Origin of the sequence: Candidatus Amarolinea aalborgensis (assembly GCF_900491745.1) — a bacterium.
GTDB lineage: Bacteria > Chloroflexota > Anaerolineae > SSC4 > Amarolineaceae > Amarolinea > Amarolinea aalborgensis.
On record NZ_UETR01000028.1, the window covers coordinates 22,658 to 39,295 of the forward strand.

Below are 16,638 nucleotides of genomic sequence, written 5' to 3' on the forward strand. Positions count from 1 at the left end.
GGAGGTTTCCTGACTGCCAAAGGATGTCTCAGGCCAGGGAGGACTTGCGCGGGCTGTGCAAACTGCCCGCCGGGTCGCAAAGCCGGGAGACGGGACGATCTCTGGCTCATGTATAACACCGCGGCATCGGTTTGTCAAGAGGCAGTTTTTCGACTTTTCGACTTTCAACTGGCGGAATGTTCCAGGCAGGCCCAAGCCCACGCCGGTTTGGGCTTGACAGCTGTTGCCGCGATTTCAATCGCCCGACTACTCCGAACGCGGGTGCATTTCAGATTGGGGACGCAGCCCCGGAGGGGCTTGCGCCTCGTAGCCGGATGGCCTTTGGCCTCCGGCGGGGTTGCTGGCTGGATGGCGTGCGCGTAACCAACGCCGCCCGACCGTGAACGGATCGGGCTACAAGGTGGAAGGCCCTATCGGGCCTGAAAGCCTCGGAGGGGCTTGCATCTTCTAGCAGGCGCATTTCAGTTTCTGGCCCAAGCCCACGCCTGTTTGGGCTTGACAGCTGTTGCCGCGGCCTTCGACAAGCTCAGGCCCCGTGCGGTGAGCCTGTCGAACCGTGCGGTCGAGCCGCTCACGACGAAGCCTCAATCGCCCGCCTGCCCCGAACGCCGACGCCTTGACATTCTGCGGGCTTTGCTGTACCCTGTCCTGGCGACACCACTGCGCCCGCGGGCGCAGCATTTTGAGAAGGGAACAGTTTTTCATGCGTATTTTGGTTACGGGGGGCGCCGGTTTCATCGGCTCCCATGTCACCGATGTGATGGTTGCGGCCGGCCACGACGTGATCGTGGTGGATAACCTCAGCACGGGCAAGCGCACCAACCTGAATCCCCAGGTCGCTGCGTTTTACCAGCTCGACCTCTTGGATGAAGCGGCCTTGCAGCGCGTCTTCGCCGAACACCGGCCGCACGCAGTGTCACACCAGGCCGCCCTGGTGAACGTGCGCGAGTCGGTGGTTGAACCAGTCAGGTATGCCACGGTCAACGTCATCGGTTCTATCAACCTGTTGGAGGCGGCCCGCCGCCACGGCTGCCAGCGTATCATCTACGCTTCGACCGGCGGCGCCTGCTATGGCGAACCCCAGTTCCTGCCGGTCACAGAAGATCACCCGATCAACCCGCTGGATCCCTATGGCGCCAGCAAACATGCGGTAGAGCACTATCTCTATCTGTATCAGCACAACTACGGGCTGTACTACACCGTGCTGCGTTACCCTAACGTCTACGGCCCCCGTCAGGACCCGCTTGGCGAAGCCGGCGTCATTGCCATCTTCACCGGGGCTATGCTGGCCGGCCGCGGCGTCACCATCAACGGCGATGGCGAGCAGGTGCGCGATTTTGTTTATGTCGGCGACATCGCGCGCGGCAACTTGCTCGCCCTGCAAGCGCCCGGCAGCGGCATCTACAATTTGGGCAGCGGCGTGGGCAGCAGCGTCAATGCCGTTTTTGCCGAATTGAAAGCGGCCACCGGCTACAGCCTGCCGCCCCATTACGGCCCCCCGAAACTCGGCGAAGTCCAGCGCACGTACCTGGACGCCAGCCTGGCGCGCCAGGCTCTCGGTTGGGAGCCATTGGTCAGCCTGCGCGATGGCCTGCGCCTGACCGCAGACAGCTTTCGCTGATGGCAAGATGCACGTCATGGTGATGGGAGGTCTCTATGCGTAGTTCAAATCCGACTCTAGGCGAGAAAACCTTTGTTGGCCTCGGCCCCGCGACCGAGGTGATGACCCTGCCGGGCGTTGTGCAGAAGACGCTGATTCTGCTTCTGATCTGCGCCGCCGCTGCAGCCTGGATGTGGACACGCGTCTCTGGCCTGGCGCAGACAGGCGGCTCGTCCGCGCCGATCACGCCGTGGATCTACGGCGGCTTGATCGGCGGCCTGCTGATGGCCGTGGTGACCATCTTCAAGAAGAGCTGGGCGCCTTTCACCACGCCGCTCTACGCGCTGCTCGAAGGCATCTTGCTGGGCGCGCTCTCTGCCTTGCTGGAATTGGTCTATCCCGGCATCGTCGTCCAGGCCGTTGGGTTGACCTTTGCCATCATGCTGGCGCTGCTGGGCGCGTACACCATTCTGCGCATCCGCCCCTCTGAAAACTTCAAGCTGGGCGTCAGCGCAGCCACGGGTGGGATTTTCCTGTTGTATCTGACTTCGTTCGTGCTCAGTTTCTTCGGCGTGCGCATCCCGTACATCCATGAGAGCGGCCTGATCGGCATTGGCTTCAGCCTGGTCGTCGTCGTCATCGCGTCCCTCAACCTGGTGCTGGACTTTGACTTCATCGAGCAAGGGGTAAACCAGGGCGCGCCGAAGTTCATGGAATGGTACGGCGCTTTCGGCCTTCTGGTCACGCTCGTTTGGTTGTACCTGGAAATTCTCAATTTGTTGAGCAAGCTGCGCAGCCGTAACTGAGGATGCGCCCTGCGCGTCAGGCGGCTCAGCGGCGCAGGAGGTGACGCAGGGCCTGTAGCTCTTCGGCCTGCGTCAGCCAGGCCACGGCGAGATAAACGCCTGCGCCCAACGGCAGGCAGAACAGCACTTTCAGCCAGGCGCCGGACACCCCCGGCGCCTGCTGCCATCCCCAGACGATGATCCCCAGCGCCAGGCTGGCCAGGCCGGTGCGCCAGAGCGATGACGCCAGCGTTCCTGCCTCCAGACCACCCATCCGTTTGCGCAGCAGCCACAGCAGCGCGATCATCTCCAACGTCGTCGCGATGCTGTTGGCCAGGGCCAGGCCGCCGTGCTGCAGCGGGCCGAGCAGAAGCAGACTGAGCACGATGTTCAGGAGCATCGCGCCGCCGCCCACGACCACCGGCGTGGCCGTATCGTGCAGCGCGTAGAACGCGCGCGCGGCGATCTCGACAACGGAGTGACCCACCAGCCCCAGCGCATACAGCTGCAGCGCCGTCGCTACCAGCGCGGTGGAATCGGCCGTGAAGGCGTTGCGCTGCAGGAGCACCGTGATCAACGGGCGCGCCAACAAGATCAGCCCGATCGCCGCGGGCAGGGTGAAGAAGAGGATCGTGCGCAGCGAGGTGGTAAAGGTGCGGCGCAGCGCCGGCAGGTTCTGATGGGCCACCTGCGCGGCGAACGTTGGAAAGGCCACGGTCGCCACGGCCTGCGCAAAAATACCCTGCGGCAAGAGCATGATCAGCCAACCGTAGTTGAGCGCGGCCAGGCGTCCTTCGGGCAGGCCCGACGCCAGGATGGTATTCACCCAAAAGTTGAGCTGCACGGCCGCCAGGCCCAACACGCGCGGCGCCATCAGGCGGCCGATCTCGCGCACCGCCGCGTCGCGCACATCAAGCACGGGCGTGTAGCGAGCCCCGCGGCGGATGAGAGCGGGCGTTTGCACGAGCAGATGGCCGACCGCGCCCACCAACACGCCGATCGCCAGGCCGCGCACGCCCAGGGTTTTGCCCAGCAGTGAGGCTCCGCCGATAATGGCCAGGTTGTAGATGACCGGCGCCGCGGCCGGCGCCAGGAAATGCTGCATGGCATTGAGCGCGCCCATCACCAGGCCGCTGACTCCAAAGATGATGGTGGAAATGAGCATCAGGCGCATCAGGCCAACGGTCAGCGCCTGTTGACTCACACTGAAGCCAGGGGCGAGCAGGTGACGCACCAACCAGGGTGCGCTGATGGCAGCGAGCACGGCGACGATGGTGAGAACCAGGACCATCAGGTTTGCGACGGCGCTGGCCAGGCGCCAGGCCGCGGCGCGGTCGCCGTGCACCAGACGACCGGTGAACGCGGGGATGAAGGCCGATCCGAGCGCGCCCCCAGCCACCAACTGGAAGAGCAGGTCTGGCACGCGGAAGGCGGCCAGGTAGGCGTCGAGTTCGGCGCTGGTGCCAAACTGCGCGCCAATGACGACTTCGCGCAGGAGGCCCAGGGCGCGGCTGAGGATGAAGAAACCCATCACCAGGGCCGCGGCGCGCGCGATGTTATTTCGGTTGGTTGTTGGCTGCGCGGATGATGTCATGCTGCGTCCCGATTCGAGCTAACGCCAGATCTCTGGTATGAACTGCCGATGCCAGGCCGGCAGTTCGAAGGTTGCCACAGGCACGCGGTTGTCTGGCGCCGGGCTGCCCTGGGCGGCTGCGGGCAGCCGCACGCCGTCCGTAGGATCATAGAGTCCGAGCGCAAGGGTGTAAGAACCGCCGGGCAAATCGTCAGGCAGGTTCAACCGCCGCGTCTCGGTGATCGTTTCGCCGCTGGCCCACAGGTCGAGCGGATAGCGATCCACGCCGGGCACTTTGTCATCACCCCAGACCTGGCGGCCGTTGTCATCGAGGAGATGGATGAACGCGACATAGGGCCGGCCGGCTGACTGCAGCGCTCTCCATTCAAGCTGTACATCCACGGCGCGCGGATGCGCGTCCGGGACGTTTTGCAGCCGAATCCCATTCAGCGCCACCAACCCGCCAAATTCTGCCACGGGCGGCGCGCTGGGTATTGGGCCGGCTGGCAGCGGGCCGCGCAGGGGAATACGGCCGAACTGCACCGCGTCGCCAATGGCGGCGCCTTGTCCGTCTTGCACTGGCAGACTGCCGGCGATGTCGGTCAGCCCAACCTTGATCTCCCCGCGCGCGGGGACGGTCATAGACACGGGTAGGGTCAGCCAGACGATCTCCTGAAAGGTATCGCCTGGGCGCCAGAGGCTGGTGGCAAAATTGCCTGCGCCAGGAAAACGGCTGCGCTCAGTAATCACCGCGCCGGACGGATCGAGCAGCTGCACATCCAGGGTCAGATTGCGCTGCGTTTGCCCCAGCACCCGCCACCACAAGGTGACGGCCAGGCCCTCGCCGGGCCGCGGGCTGTCCGGCCAGGTATCGTAGGCCACGATTTCGGCCAGGGGGCCGCCAGCCGCGCGCATGAAACGGGCGGCCAGGGGATTGGCATAGGCCGGCAGGACGCTGAGGTCCACGGCTGCGGGACGCGCATAGGCCGGACGGATCACTCCCAGGGCCAGATAGACTGCGAGCACGACCAGGCCGGCGCTGAGGATTACCCACAGGCGTCTCGCCGCGCGCACGCGCGGCCACGCCAGCCAGCCGGCCGCCAGCAGTGCACTGACCGCGGGCAGCGTCGGCAGGATGTAGCGTCCGCGCAGCAGAAAGCGTGCATTGAGCAGTTCACGATACAATGGCAGCGCCACGATGAGCAGGATGAAGAGAGCCAGCAGGGTGAACGCGCCGCGCGGCGCGTGGAAGGCGGACTCACGGCGCGGACGCAGCCGATACCAGACCGCGCCAGCCAGACCGCCCAGCGTCAGCACGGCAAACAGGGTGTAGACCCAGCGCGGCGCGCCCACATTGCCCCAGCCAAAGGAAGCCCAGTAGGTTTGAAAACCGTAGTTCAGCGCCGCCGGCAGCAGACTCCAGGCCGGCTCGGTGACGAAGCGCGCCGGGGTTTGCCAAAAATCCTGCCGCAGCCACCACAATGTCTCTTGATCGCGGGTCGCCCAGTAGCCCGTGGTCGCCTGACTGCGCGCAAACCACCAGCCGCTCAGGCCCACCATGCCGCCGAGCGCCGCCAGGCTGCCGGCCAGCGCGCGCACGCGCGTTTCGGAGCGGCGCACGGCGCGCAGCAGGGCGACGAGCAGGCACAGCACGGCGAAGGGAATCAGCGGCAGCGCGGTGTATTTGGTCAACAGAGCGAGGGCTGTGGCGACGGCGAGCCAGATGGCATGACGCAGCTGCCACGGACCAAGGGCCACCCGCAGTCCGTGGTACAGCGCGAGGCCGCTGAGCGCGGCGACCAGTCCGTCGTTGGTGACGGTGCTGCCCATGAAGATTGCTTGCGGGGAAAGAGCCTGGATCGCCAGCGCGCCCAGGGCCACTTCACGCCGGGGGGGGAAGAGCCAACGCGCCAGCGCAAAGGTGGGCCACAAGCCGAGGGTGCTCAGGAGCAAGTTGAGCCAGCGCGCCAGGTGCAGGCCGAGGATACGTCCGCGCCAGGGAAAAGACTCCACTGCCGGATCATGCACGGCGAAATTGACGCCTTCGGCGGCCTCGGCGAAGGGATTGGGTGCGGGGGGACGCGTATCCGGCGGTACGAAAAGGAGCGGAAGGGCGGTAATCAGGTAGTAGAGCGGCGGCTGCGAAGCCTCATCGTAGCGGTAGGCGGTGGTGAGACGTTGATCGGGCGGCGGCAGGCGGCGCTCCTGCGCCACGAATTCGGCATAGCGGTAGTGCGCCCATTCGTCGTGCGCTTCCCAGGGCGGCGTCACGATGCTGTACAAGAGACCCAGCAGAATGTGCGCCAGGACCACCATAAGCGCGGCCAATGTGTAGAAACGATGCTGGGGAAGCCAAGAATGTCGTTGCAAGCAGCTGCCTACCGTTCCAGAGTCTTACCGAATGGTGACGATGCAAGCGATTGTAGCACAGGGGATGGGAAGCACAAAGAATAAAGAAGCTCTTGACAGCTTGACAGCTTGGCGGCTTTGTGGCTTTGTGTGAGGATTAACCTGAAATCACCCCGAACAAGTTCGGAATTCCCGGTGCGTTGGCATGAAAAAGGGCGGCAGCTACTCCGTGGAGTAACTGCCGCCCGCATGGGAAGGGAACGCGGTCGTGCGCAGCAGACGGTGGGACGCGCGTTTAGTTCAGGCGTTCAAGAATATGGGTGGCAATCGTCGCGCCGCTGCCGCCGATATTCTGCGTCATGCCGATGCGCGCGTTTTGCACCTGGTTGGCGCCGGCGCGGCCCGTCAACTGCAGGTAGGCTTCCACCACCTGGTAGACGCCCGTGGCGCCCACGGGGTGGCCGCGCGCCTTAAGCCCGCCCATGGTCGACATGGGCAGGCGGCCCTCGATCGTGATTTCGCCCTCCTGCGCCATCTCGTGGGCTTTGCCCGGCCCGGCAAAACCACACGCTTCCAGCGACAGGGCTGCCATCACGCTGAAGGCGTCGTGCGCCTCGAAGAAATTGATCTCCTGGGGTGTGATGCCGGCCTGTTCGTAGGCCTGGCGACTGGAGAGGTAGGAAGCCTGCAAGAACATGGGGGTATAGCGATCATGAATAGCGACGGAGTCGGTTGCATTGGCCGAGGCCATCACGCGCACGAACGGTCGGCCGCTGGCTTTGATTTCCTCGATGCGATCTGCCGAGCAGAGAATCAACGCCGCGGCGCCGTCGCAGATCGGCGACGCGTCAAGTACGCGAATCGGATCTGCCACCACGGGAGAGCGGCGGTAGGTGCGCATGTCCACGGCTTTCTGGAACATGGCGTTGGGATTACGCGCGCCGTTGTGATGGGCGTTGATCGGGAAATAGGCCAGGTCCTCTGAGATCAGGTGGTAATCGTGCAAGTAGCGGCGCATGATCATCGCGTTGAGGGCCACAAAGCTCACGCCATGGGAGGCTTCGTTTTCATAGTCGGCCGCCATCGCCAGGCCACGCGTCGTGATTCGCGGATCGGTGGCGGTTAGCTTTTCGACGCCGCATACCGCCACCATGTCATGTTGACCACTGCCGACGGCCATAACGCCCCAACGCATGGCGGCCCCGCCGGAACCGCAAGCTGCCTCTGCGGTCGCAGCATCAATGCCGCGCAGGCCGGCTGCATCTGCGATCAGCGCGCCCAGGTGCTGTTGGTTCAGGAGGACGCCAGACAGCATGTTCCCGACATAGAGGCCCTGCACCGAATCGGCCCCGGCGTCCTGCAGAGCCGCTTTGACCGCGCGCGCGGCCAGCGCCCGCAGGCTGAGATCGTTGTGGCGCCCGACTTCCGTTTGGCCGACGCCGATGATGTACACATCGCGCATGGTAATCTCCGTGCTGCCCTGAATCCCTGGGGGTTTCTTCAGGCAGCCTCCTAGTTCAACTGAAACTTGCCCTGGAACCTGGCATAGGTTGCGTAGTCAATATCCCGGCGCCGTTTGATATAGTCGCTGACGCAAGGCGCGGCGAAGCGCTGCTCATAGATGCGATCGGTGACGACCAGCGAGAACGCATCACTGCCCGCGCCCGCGCCAAACGACACCATCAAGATGCGATCGCCTGGTTTGGCGACATCCAGGACCGCGCTCAAACCGAGCAAGGCCGAGCCGGCATGGGTGCTGCCAATGTCTTCCACCACGAAGCCGGCCGCGTACTGCTCATACGAAAAGCCGAGGGCTTCGGCCACGCGCCGCGGGATTTTGTTGTCTGGTTGATGGAAGATCACATGCTGGTAGTCGGCCGCCGTGCGTCCCAATTCGCTCAGGAGCGCGCTGGCCGCTGCTTTGACATGGTCTGTGTAGGCTTCGGAGCCGGTGGAGCGCAAGGCATTGCTGTAATAGTGCGCGCCGGCGCGGCGCCAGATGTCCATGCTGTTGGTGACGTAGGAGAGCGACCCTTCGAAGAGCGCGATGCTCTCCTCGGCCGGCCCAACGATGAGCGCGGCGCCGCCCGCGGCCGTGGTATACTCCAGGGCGTCGCCGGGGCGTCCTTGTGCGGCGTCCATGCCAACGCACATCGCATAGTTGGCCATGCCAGAGCCAACCAGGGCGATGCACGCCTGTAAGGCCTCCGTGCCGGCTTTGCCGCCAAATTCCCAATCGGCCGCTTGCGTGTCAGGCAGTGCGCCAAGAAATTCGGCCACAATCGTGCTGGTCGGTTTGATGGCATAGGGATGAGATTCACTGCCTACCCAGAGCGCTTTCAGTTCTTTGGGGTCAATCCCGGCGCGCCAGAGCGCGTTGCGCGCGGCCTCGATAGACATCGTGGCGGTGTCTTCGTCCATGCCAGCCACTGCCTTCTGCTTGACAGGCCAGCCGGCGTCTTTCCCTCGCCAGACGCGCGCGATCTCTTCGCCGGCCAGGCGGTAACGCGGCACGTAGGCGCCATGACTGATGAGACCCACATCGCGGTTGGGTTTGAGCATAACTAATCCTGCGTATCGCTCTGCATGTGCAGATGCACCTTGAAAATGGACTGATAGACATCGCCCTGGCTGACAATCCCCACCAATTTGCCGCCCTCCACCACGGGCAAGCGGCGAATGTGCCAGAGAACCATCAGACCGGCAGCCTCCAACAGCGGGGTGTCCGGCGTGACCGTCTGCACATGATGGGTCATCACATCACCGGCCTTGATGTTGCTAATGTCGGCGAAGCCCTCATCCTTGGCCGAATGAGCCAGGCTGGGCGTCGGCGAGTCCAGGAGATGCTGGAAGAGCGGATGCATCTCGCGCAACACATCCTTTTCCGAGATGATACCGATCATCTCGCCGTTGTCGTTGACAACGGGTAGACCACTGAGGTGATGGTCTACAATGGCGCGCGCCACATCGGTGAGCGGCGCTCGTTCATGAACGGTAAACACATTGGTCGTCATAATAGATCGAATAGTCACAGTTCCCTCCCTCATGGCATCAGATCGAGAGTTGGACAGGCAGTTGGTCCTACCTGAGTATTACTATAACGCATTGCGCCATAAAAGTCAACGGCGAATGGGCGGTTTTGATGGGGGTCGAATGGGTAGCGCGTTGACTCGTGCGCGGTTAGGCCTACCCACCCATTTGGGCGGTTGAGCCGCCCGCTCCGCGCTTGCAGCTCTATTTTGATGTCGCGGCCAGCTCACTGAGGCTCGATGTCCCATGTGTCCTGCTGGCTGCCCCACTGGCTGCGGCCGTCGCTTCCGCTGACGTGCCACCACGTCTTGCGGATCACCCTGAAAGCGGGTGCGCTCTGCGCGGTGAACGGAACGACCTCGGAACTGGGCGCAGTCCGCGCGCTGCGCTTGGCCCACCAGGCTGCCACCAGGCGCCGGCCAATGCGCAGGGCCACCGCCGCCGCGGCCACAGCCACGGTCGTCCCCACCTCGCGCCGCGTAATCGCGGGCAGGGTGATGGCGGCGGCGCGGGTCACGGCCAGCCGTTCGTTGATATTGGCCCCGCAGGCGCGACATATCGTTGCTTCGGACGCATTGGAGGCCTGGCAGCGCGGGCAAATGCGATGAACCGGTAAGATTGTCATGGCAATCCCTCGAACAGGCTGAAGTTACCTGGATTCTAAATCAAATTGAACAGGCGCGCAAGGCGGGGCATTGACAAATGCGCATCCCCGTGTACAATGCCCACGATTCGAACGCAATCCGCGGGATACGGGGCATTGACAAATGCGCATCCGAGCGTACAATACGCTCCATTCGAACGCAACCCGCGGGATTGCACACCCGTCGAAAGCAACTCGCGGGATTGCACACTCTTTCTTGTGAGCAACCGATTGACGACCCTTCTTTTGGTTCGACACGCCACCAACGATTGGGTTGGTGAGCGCCTGGCCGGGTGGACGCCTGGCGTACATCTGAACGAAGCCGGCCAGCAGCAAGCGTTCGCGTTGGCGGAACGCCTGGCGCCCATGCCAATCAAAGCGATCTACAGCAGCCCGCTGGAGCGAGCATGGGAGACGGCCGCGCCCCTGGCGGAGCGGTTGAACCTGCCGGTGGAGATTGAGCCAGACCTGGGCGAAGTGCAGTATGGGCAGTGGACAGGCAAGCCGCTGAAGGAGATGCGCGAAACCGATCTGTGGCCGCTGCTGATGATGGCGCCCAGCCTGGCGCGTTTCCCCGAGGGCGAAAGCCTAAGCGAGGCGCAGGCCCGCATTGTCGGCGCCCTGGAACGCTTGCGCAGAAAGCATCCTGATGATATGATTATGGCCGTGTCGCACGCTGACATGCTCAAGGCCGTCGTCGCCCACTACATCGGCTTGCATCTCGATCTATTTCAACGGCTTGTCATCAGCCCGGCGGCGGTCAGTGTGCTGCGCTTCTCGCCGCCCGGCATCGCGCGTCTGGAGCGATTCAATGACACGGGGACGCTGTCGGATCTCGTGGTCGAGCCAAAGATCGAGCCTAAGGCTGAGGAAACCTCGGAGACAGCCGCGCCCAACACGTGAACGTGCCGCAATACAAATCCAAATACAACCGCGTAAATAAAGGAACCAGGTATGCCGCAGTTTGATTACGATTTTGACCCCGTGTCTCGCATCACCGTCGGCGCCGTTGGCCGGCCGGGCCAGCGTGAGTTTTACTTGCAGGCGCGCACCGGGCTGCGCTTAGTGACGTTGAAAATCGAAAAACAACAGGTGCAGGCGCTTGCGATCGGTATTTCGCAGCTGCTCGAACAGTTGGGCGATGTTCTCCCCCAACTGCGCACCGATCTCGTCAATATCAACAATCCGCGTATGGCCTTGGAAGAACCGATTTACCCCGCGTTTGTGATCGGGCAGATTGGGCTGGGCTATGACGAAGAACGCCAGTTGATGATCATCATTGCCCAGGAGTTAGTGGTTGAGGACCCTGAGGTGAGCAGTCAAGCGGCCCTGGCGCGCTTCGTGGCCGGGCGGGAAATGATGCGAGATTTTAGCGAGTATGCCCTGGCGTTGGTTGCGGCGGGTCGCCCCACCTGTCCGTTGTGCGGCCAACCGATTGACCCACGCGGCCATTTCTGCCCTCCGAGTAATGGACACAGTACGTCGCTGCTTCAGTAAGCGCGACGCGGCTGCGGCCTCGCTGTTGGCCCTGAGGTTCTGATGAAGGCCCAGGTGTTGCGAGCCCCGTTCAACAAGATGAAAGTGGTAAATCATTACGTCGCCTTGAGACACTTATCTTATCTGGCAGAGGAGGATTTATGGCAACATCGGCAATGAGAATGAACCGGCCGGCTTTGACTGCAGACGCCGGCCTGTGGCTGCGGAGCCAGCGCTGGGACCTGACATTCATTACCCTCAGCGTGATCTTGGTTCCCTTCCCCTACCTGGCCTGGCTGGGGCTGAACTCGCTCGGGCTGAACGTTGATCTGACCCGCAATCTGATCAACGGCCTTGTGGCGCTGGCGGTGGGCGGACCGCACATGTACTGCACCTTCACGCGCACGATGATGGACCGCGACTTCGTGACGAAATGGCCCGCCTTTACCCGTTCAACCGTCGCCATTCCCTTGATCGTCATCTCGCTGGCGCTGCTCAATCTAGAATTGCTGCTCACGGTCTTCTTCTTTTGGGCTTCGATCCACGTGCTGCACCAGATCGTCTACATTCTCGAGGTCTATGACAAGAAGCGCAAGAGCAGCCTCTCGTTACCGTCGCGGGCGATTGACTATGCCGTCGTCTTGACCAGCCTTTACCCCATTGCGGCCTACCGCCTGACGATCAGCCGCGATCTGCTGATCGGCACCAACGACTTGGGCAAATCCATTCCCGAATTTCTCAAACAGCCCTTGTTTTTCTACCTGGCCGCCGGGGTATTCGGCGCGGCCTTCATCTTATTCATCATCAAGACGATCATCGAATACCGTAACGGCAGCCTGCACGTCCCCAAGACGGTCTTCATCGTGGTGACAGCCATCACCTCGTTCATTGTGCCGTCCCTGGGCAATTTGGACACGGCTTTCCAGGGCATGAATACCTGGCATTCGTTCCAGTACCTGGCGTTGACCTGGTACATCAACCGTATCCGTGAAGAGAAGGGTGAAATGCACGCCCTGCCCGTGGTCGAGCGCATCTCACGACCCGGCGCGGCGCGCTCTTACTATCTGCTCATGGTCGGCTTTACTGTCGGCACCGTTCTTATCGGCGCAGTCATCTTTGCCATTCTGCGCTTTGGTGTGAACATGTCGGTCAGCGCGGCGTTCGACCGCTCGTACTATATCTCAGTGCTCTCGTTCCTCTGGATGCACTATTATCACGATCACTTCTTGTTCACCCAGCCGCAGGCGATGCTCAACGTCCCGGCAGCTGCCCTGGCTGCCTGAACGAAAAAAACCGGACTCGTCAAGAGTCCGGTTTTTTGTTTGGTCCTGGCAAGGTCGCCTGCGGCCGTTCGACAGGACGTGCATTTCAGAATGGGGGCGGGTCGGGCGATTGAGGCTTCGTCGTGAGCGGCTCGACCGAGCTCGCCGAGGTCTCAGCCGAACGATCGCTGCAACCCCTGCGAAGCTTACCATGGCGACTTTGGCAGCAGCCAAAGCGCCGGGAGCTACGCCCCGAAATTGAAATGCACCCCTAACGCAAGGGCGCCGAGGTGCAAGGCGCTATGTGTTTTGTTTTTGCGCCCCACCGTCGTGGCGTCTTTGCGTTGAAAGTTGCGGGCTACGCTCCCAAATTGAAATGCACCCGAGACGCCTCGCGCAGCTCGCGTCGTCCATCAGAGACATCACTGGCCCGTCTCGAAGTCCCAGATCTCGCCGTGTTCGGTATCGGTGAGCACGCCGCGCACGAGTTGCAGGTTTCGCTGCCACGACCGCTCAGGCCCGTCGGCGTCCACACGGAACCTCAGCGTGTCGTGATCTGCGTCGCCCGCGATCCAGATTCGTGTCTCCAGGCTCAAGCCAATCTCGGTCACGCACGACTCAATCACCGCGACCCAGGCTTCGCGCCATGCGCCGACATCGGTAATCCAACCTGAAAGCGGCACGTCACCCCGTCGCCAGCCCGGCCGCACGTCAACCGGGCGCGGAAGCTCGACGATCCGAGTCTCGCCCAGCGCCTCCAAGCGATACGATATGGCCGAGTAGACCGCCACCTCCGTTCCCCTGATGAGCATCAGAAGCATGCAGCCCAAATACTCCGGCGTGGGCGTCCATTCCCGGGCGAGCTCATCGGCCTGTGCGTGGATCCGGTCGAAGTCGGAGGCGTTGGGGATGCGAGCGATTCGCTGCGCCTGCAGCGCGTACAGGCGGTCCTGCCTGTCCATCATCGCCTTGATCTCTTCCGGCGCGTGCGGCTCCCAATCCGTGACTTCGCCGACGACCCGCAGTGGGTATCGAGAGCGGTAAGACTTGGTAGGGTTGCCTGGGAACTTCTTGTCGGTGAGGTCCGGGTCGTCTACGAAGGGGCCAGTAGGCTCAACGATGTAGAGCCTGCCGGGGCCATCACCCCGAGCTAGTTCGGCCCCCAGAGGGGACAAGGTCGCGGTCATGTAGACCCAGGGGCTTGTGCGTTCGGCGTGGCCGTAGTTGGAGCGGTATCCGGGACTGATCAGATCCCCCGGCTTCAGGTCGGCCTTTGTGCCGTGGTAGAACGGCCCCGAGATCACATTGTCTGGCATTGCCAAGTCGCTCACTCCCCTCATGGCATGCGATTCTGCCGGTCGTGCGCGCCCTCGTGCGCCCAACGGCAAAGTGTAAGCTGCGGCTGCGCCCACCCAACCTACAATCGCGCGAGCCCGACCGGCGCAGCCGTCAGCTGCAACCAGTGTTAGGCAAGTCCCAAGCCCACAACAAGACGCACGCCGCCCACAACGGCGAACCGTGCCAACGGCCTGCTCACGATCCACAGACCAAGCTCCAGAGCTACTCGGCCAACAGCAGGCCGATCTTCTGCAGAACCTCCTGCGTTACTGTGTCTGGCAAGGCGCAGATGAACTCCACAGCGCGAGCTTGCCAATCCAAACTCCTGACTTGATCCGCCAAAATGACGCCACTAATGGGTAAACCGTGCGGCAGGTTGACCTCGAACGGATACCCTTTGACAGCGCTGGTAATCGGACACAGGAGCGCCAAACCGACTTTGGCATTATAGGAGAGCGGCGATAAGACCACCGCGGGGCGGCGTCCTGCCTGCTCATGGCCCGCTTGTGGATTGAAGGTGAGCCAGACGATATCCCCACGGCGTGGCACGTAGGATGATGGCGCTACCACGCTTCACCCCCAACCGCTGGGCCGGTCAGTACTTCGGCGTGGCGGTTATTGTCCGTAACTTGGGCAAGCAACGCCTCCAGGTTGAAAGCGGGCTTGAGCACCGGTACGATTACCAACTGACGATCGTGCAGGGAAAGCTGGACGGGTGAGTTGTCTTTCAGACCGACTTCATCAGCCAGCGGTTTGGGAATTCGCACGGCCAGGCTGTTACCCCAACGCTGTACACGGGTTTCCATACGTTCCTCCTTATCTTGGTATCTACATAGAAGATACGACGGATTCTCGCGTTTGTCAAATCTGGGTTGGCGTACCGCGCTACTGGAAGGAATGTAGTTGTGAACGGCGCAAATCACATTTGCGTGCCTAACGGCCGCCCTCAACCTGTGGCTGCGCCTCCGTAACTTCCGCGCCCCACGATCCCCCCGCCGCAGGCGTCAGGTGGACGTGGTGTTAGGCCGCACCCTGGCCCTTGCGCCCGCCAAACGAGACCCGCCGCCCATGACGGCGAACCTATGCCTGGTTACCGCCGCGACCAGCCGCAGAGGCTAGACCCGCGGCCGCGTGCCCGTGGCTGCTGTGCGATGTGACGGAAGCCGCACCATCTTGATCTCGAGGCGACAACCTACCGCCTCGGCGTATTTCTGTAACGTCGCCAGCGAAGGCGAGTGCTTGCGGCGACCACCACCGGCTTCCAAACGCGCCACCACCGATGGCTGCGTCGCCATGATCTCGGCCACCTCGGCTTGGGTTAGTCCGGCTTCCTTCCGCGCGCGCAGCAATTCATCGAACAGCGCAAACTCTTGCTCCAAACTGTCGTATTCACGGACAAACGCCGGATCCTGCCGCCATTCGCGCAGCATTTCATCGTGTGTTTTCATTGCTCCCATTTTCCACCCCGTCTTTGCACCTCAGCCAGGCGTTTGCGGGCGACTTCCAGTTCCCTTGCCGGTGTCTTCTGTGATTTCTTGATGAAGGCGTGAAGGATGAGGATTTTGCGTTCCACCAGCGTACAGAAGAAAGCGCGCCCGATGCCCTCCTTGCCCCGCGCTCGAATCTCGAACAGCCCCTGCCCCAAACTGTCTGTAAACGGCATTCCCAGATTGGGGCCAAAGATGCACATGCGCTCGGTGATCCTGGCATAGTAGGCGCGAATGCCCACCGGCCAAGCGCCGATCGTTTCCTGGACTTCATCGCTGTAGTAGAGGATTTCCCAGTCCATGTTGCGATGTTAGCATATTTGCGAAGATATGTCCAGTTGGGGACGATGACTGTTACATGGGACGCCGAACGGCTCGCGTTACCGGCGGCTGGGGAGAACAAAGCTCGGAAACGGGAAGCTGCCAAAGTTCAGGCCAATCTCCAAAAAACGCGCACAGTCCCAGCCGTCCGGTGCACGCTGTGTTGGGCGGCATTGCAGATTAGCTCTTATAACGAGCTACATAACCTTCGGTCGCTTTCATAAATTCTTGAAGCCAATCACTGCAGGGTATCACTTCTGTAAAATCTACAAATATCTTATCAGGCTCCAAGGTAACCTTGGGCCCTACAAGGACTTTCCATTCAACGTCCCAGCCTTGTTGCTCTTCGGTCCAGAGAACAATCTGCCAAATAATCTTTGTTATAAAAATCTTAGCATTCCTCGGTCTGCTTTCCAATAATTGTCTGGCCGCAATAAATACATTTGTGAAAGAAACGCTATCAAATCTTGCTTCGAGAACTTCGTTCTCAATGAATTCACCGACATCAGTTAAAGTGGTTATATTTATCTGTCTTTGTAACCTTGCTTCTGGATATTTCTTGTTACCCTTGAATCCTGCGTTGAAAAGACGAACTACTTGAGATTCTATATTGAGTTCAGATTGACAAGCAATTATCTTTTGGGAGTGATTTTTGTATCTTCTCAATAATCCGGGGTAACCAGTTATGTTGGTTCCCAGGAAGCGCCTAGTGACAGTTCGATGGCGCGCTGCGTGATGAGGTCGGCGAGATCAGGCATCTGGCAGGCGCCAGAT

At 61.7% G+C, this 16,638-nt stretch carries 16 protein-coding genes and 1 pseudogene; 5 read left to right on the forward strand and 12 right to left on the reverse strand.

Translation table 11 applies throughout. The features are described 5' to 3' along the window. Window positions 1-703 precede the first annotated feature (703 nt). Entirely contained in the window at window positions 704-1,621 is a 918-nt protein-coding gene (locus ACPQ6D_RS19745) for an NAD-dependent epimerase/dehydratase family protein (protein WP_423226073.1), read from the forward strand. A gap of 35 nt (window positions 1,622-1,656) precedes the next feature. Next, window positions 1,657-2,406 carry a Bax inhibitor-1/YccA family protein gene (locus ACPQ6D_RS19750; RefSeq protein WP_423226074.1) on the forward strand — a complete coding sequence of 250 codons (750 nt, stop codon included), beginning with the start codon at window positions 1,657-1,659 and terminating at the stop codon, window positions 2,404-2,406. Window positions 2,407-2,431: 25 nt separating this feature from the next. Here ACPQ6D_RS19750 and murJ read toward each other — a convergent pair whose 3' ends face one another. The 6 genes from murJ to ACPQ6D_RS19780 form a co-directional block, all read right to left on the reverse strand. Beyond that, window positions 2,432-3,979, reverse strand: a complete 1,548-nt coding sequence (murJ, locus tag ACPQ6D_RS19755) for a murein biosynthesis integral membrane protein MurJ (protein WP_423226075.1) — start codon at window positions 3,977-3,979, stop codon at window positions 2,432-2,434. A gap of 18 nt (window positions 3,980-3,997) precedes the next feature. Beyond that, window positions 3,998-6,328 carry a DUF2142 domain-containing protein gene (locus ACPQ6D_RS19760; protein WP_423226076.1) on the reverse strand — a complete coding sequence of 777 codons (2,331 nt, stop codon included), beginning with the start codon at window positions 6,326-6,328 and terminating at the stop codon, window positions 3,998-4,000. A gap of 274 nt (window positions 6,329-6,602) precedes the next feature. Next, complete coding sequence (locus ACPQ6D_RS19765; protein WP_423226077.1) at window positions 6,603-7,769, reverse strand: thiolase domain-containing protein; 1,167 nt, start codon at window positions 7,767-7,769, stop codon at window positions 6,603-6,605. 50 nt (window positions 7,770-7,819) lie between these two features. Further along, on the reverse strand, window positions 7,820-8,869 hold the full coding sequence (locus tag ACPQ6D_RS19770; protein ID WP_423226078.1) for a hydroxymethylglutaryl-CoA synthase: 1,050 nt from the start codon (window positions 8,867-8,869) through the stop codon (window positions 7,820-7,822). Window positions 8,870-8,871: 2 nt separating this feature from the next. Further along, window positions 8,872-9,339 carry a CBS domain-containing protein gene (locus tag ACPQ6D_RS19775; protein WP_423226079.1) on the reverse strand — a complete coding sequence of 156 codons (468 nt, stop codon included), beginning with the start codon at window positions 9,337-9,339 and terminating at the stop codon, window positions 8,872-8,874. 224 nt (window positions 9,340-9,563) lie between these two features. After that, window positions 9,564-9,962, reverse strand: coding sequence for a hypothetical protein (locus tag ACPQ6D_RS19780; RefSeq protein WP_423226080.1), 399 nt, complete (start codon window positions 9,960-9,962; stop codon window positions 9,564-9,566). 264 nt (window positions 9,963-10,226) lie between these two features. Between ACPQ6D_RS19780 and ACPQ6D_RS19785 the strand changes: the two genes are divergently transcribed. From ACPQ6D_RS19785 to ACPQ6D_RS19795, 3 genes are all read left to right on the forward strand, one after another. Next, window positions 10,227-10,883 carry an MSMEG_4193 family putative phosphomutase gene (locus tag ACPQ6D_RS19785; RefSeq protein WP_423226081.1) on the forward strand — a complete coding sequence of 219 codons (657 nt, stop codon included), beginning with the start codon at window positions 10,227-10,229 and terminating at the stop codon, window positions 10,881-10,883. Window positions 10,884-10,934: 51 nt separating this feature from the next. Then, window positions 10,935-11,477, forward strand: a complete 543-nt coding sequence (locus ACPQ6D_RS19790) for a DUF3090 domain-containing protein (protein WP_423226082.1) — start codon at window positions 10,935-10,937, stop codon at window positions 11,475-11,477. A gap of 140 nt (window positions 11,478-11,617) precedes the next feature. Further along, window positions 11,618-12,739 carry a hypothetical protein gene (locus ACPQ6D_RS19795; protein WP_423226083.1) on the forward strand — a complete coding sequence of 374 codons (1,122 nt, stop codon included), beginning with the start codon at window positions 11,618-11,620 and terminating at the stop codon, window positions 12,737-12,739. Between the two features lie 920 nt (window positions 12,740-13,659). Here the strand turns inward: ACPQ6D_RS19795 and arr are convergent. From arr to ACPQ6D_RS19825, 6 genes and pseudogenes are all read right to left on the reverse strand, one after another. Further along, window positions 13,660-14,058: pseudogene (gene arr / locus ACPQ6D_RS19800) on the reverse strand (NAD(+)--rifampin ADP-ribosyltransferase); the annotation flags it as partial. A 220-nt stretch (window positions 14,059-14,278) separates the two neighbouring features. Beyond that, on the reverse strand, window positions 14,279-14,626 hold the full coding sequence (gene mazF, locus ACPQ6D_RS19805) for an endoribonuclease MazF (RefSeq protein ID WP_423226084.1): 348 nt from the start codon (window positions 14,624-14,626) through the stop codon (window positions 14,279-14,281). Then, window positions 14,620-14,862: an AbrB/MazE/SpoVT family DNA-binding domain-containing protein gene (locus tag ACPQ6D_RS19810; protein ID WP_423226085.1), complete on the reverse strand. Its 243-nt coding sequence runs from the start codon at window positions 14,860-14,862 to the stop codon at window positions 14,620-14,622. Before ACPQ6D_RS19810 ends, mazF begins: the two co-directional genes overlap by 7 nt. 309 nt (window positions 14,863-15,171) lie before the next feature. Next, the gene (locus tag ACPQ6D_RS19815; protein WP_423226086.1) at window positions 15,172-15,504 is read right to left on the reverse strand and encodes a helix-turn-helix domain-containing protein; all 333 of its coding nucleotides are present in this window, start codon (window positions 15,502-15,504) and stop codon (window positions 15,172-15,174) included. Further along, window positions 15,501-15,845 (reverse strand): type II toxin-antitoxin system RelE/ParE family toxin, encoded by a 345-nt coding sequence (locus tag ACPQ6D_RS19820; RefSeq protein ID WP_423226087.1) that lies wholly within the window; start codon window positions 15,843-15,845, stop codon window positions 15,501-15,503. The genes ACPQ6D_RS19815 and ACPQ6D_RS19820 overlap by 4 nt, the downstream gene beginning before the upstream one ends. A 199-nt stretch (window positions 15,846-16,044) precedes the next feature. Beyond that, the gene (locus ACPQ6D_RS19825; RefSeq protein ID WP_423226088.1) at window positions 16,045-16,530 is read right to left on the reverse strand and encodes a hypothetical protein; all 486 of its coding nucleotides are present in this window, start codon (window positions 16,528-16,530) and stop codon (window positions 16,045-16,047) included. Window positions 16,531-16,638: the final 108 nt, after the last annotated feature.

What these genes read in the sequence shown, in the direction of transcription:
- ACPQ6D_RS19770 (WP_423226078.1), bottom strand. Translation starts at nt 8,869, where the DNA reads ATGCTCAAACCCAACCGCGATGTGGGTCTCATCAGTCATGGCGCCTAC.
- ACPQ6D_RS19795 (WP_423226083.1), top strand. Translation starts at nt 11,618, where the DNA reads ATGGCAACATCGGCAATGAGAATGAACCGGCCGGCTTTGACTGCAGAC.
- ACPQ6D_RS19820 (WP_423226087.1), bottom strand. Translation starts at nt 15,845, where the DNA reads ATGGACTGGGAAATCCTCTACTACAGCGATGAAGTCCAGGAAACGATC.
- ACPQ6D_RS19745 (WP_423226073.1), top strand. Translation starts at nt 704, where the DNA reads ATGCGTATTTTGGTTACGGGGGGCGCCGGTTTCATCGGCTCCCATGTC.
- murJ (WP_423226075.1), bottom strand. Translation starts at nt 3,979, where the DNA reads ATGACATCATCCGCGCAGCCAACAACCAACCGAAATAACATCGCGCGC.
- ACPQ6D_RS19780 (WP_423226080.1), bottom strand. Translation starts at nt 9,962, where the DNA reads ATGACAATCTTACCGGTTCATCGCATTTGCCCGCGCTGCCAGGCCTCC.
- ACPQ6D_RS19750 (WP_423226074.1), top strand. Translation starts at nt 1,657, where the DNA reads ATGCGTAGTTCAAATCCGACTCTAGGCGAGAAAACCTTTGTTGGCCTC.
- ACPQ6D_RS19790 (WP_423226082.1), top strand. Translation starts at nt 10,935, where the DNA reads ATGCCGCAGTTTGATTACGATTTTGACCCCGTGTCTCGCATCACCGTC.
- ACPQ6D_RS19765 (WP_423226077.1), bottom strand. Translation starts at nt 7,769, where the DNA reads ATGCGCGATGTGTACATCATCGGCGTCGGCCAAACGGAAGTCGGGCGC.
- ACPQ6D_RS19815 (WP_423226086.1), bottom strand. Translation starts at nt 15,504, where the DNA reads ATGAAAACACACGATGAAATGCTGCGCGAATGGCGGCAGGATCCGGCG.
- ACPQ6D_RS19810 (WP_423226085.1), bottom strand. Translation starts at nt 14,862, where the DNA reads ATGGAAACCCGTGTACAGCGTTGGGGTAACAGCCTGGCCGTGCGAATT.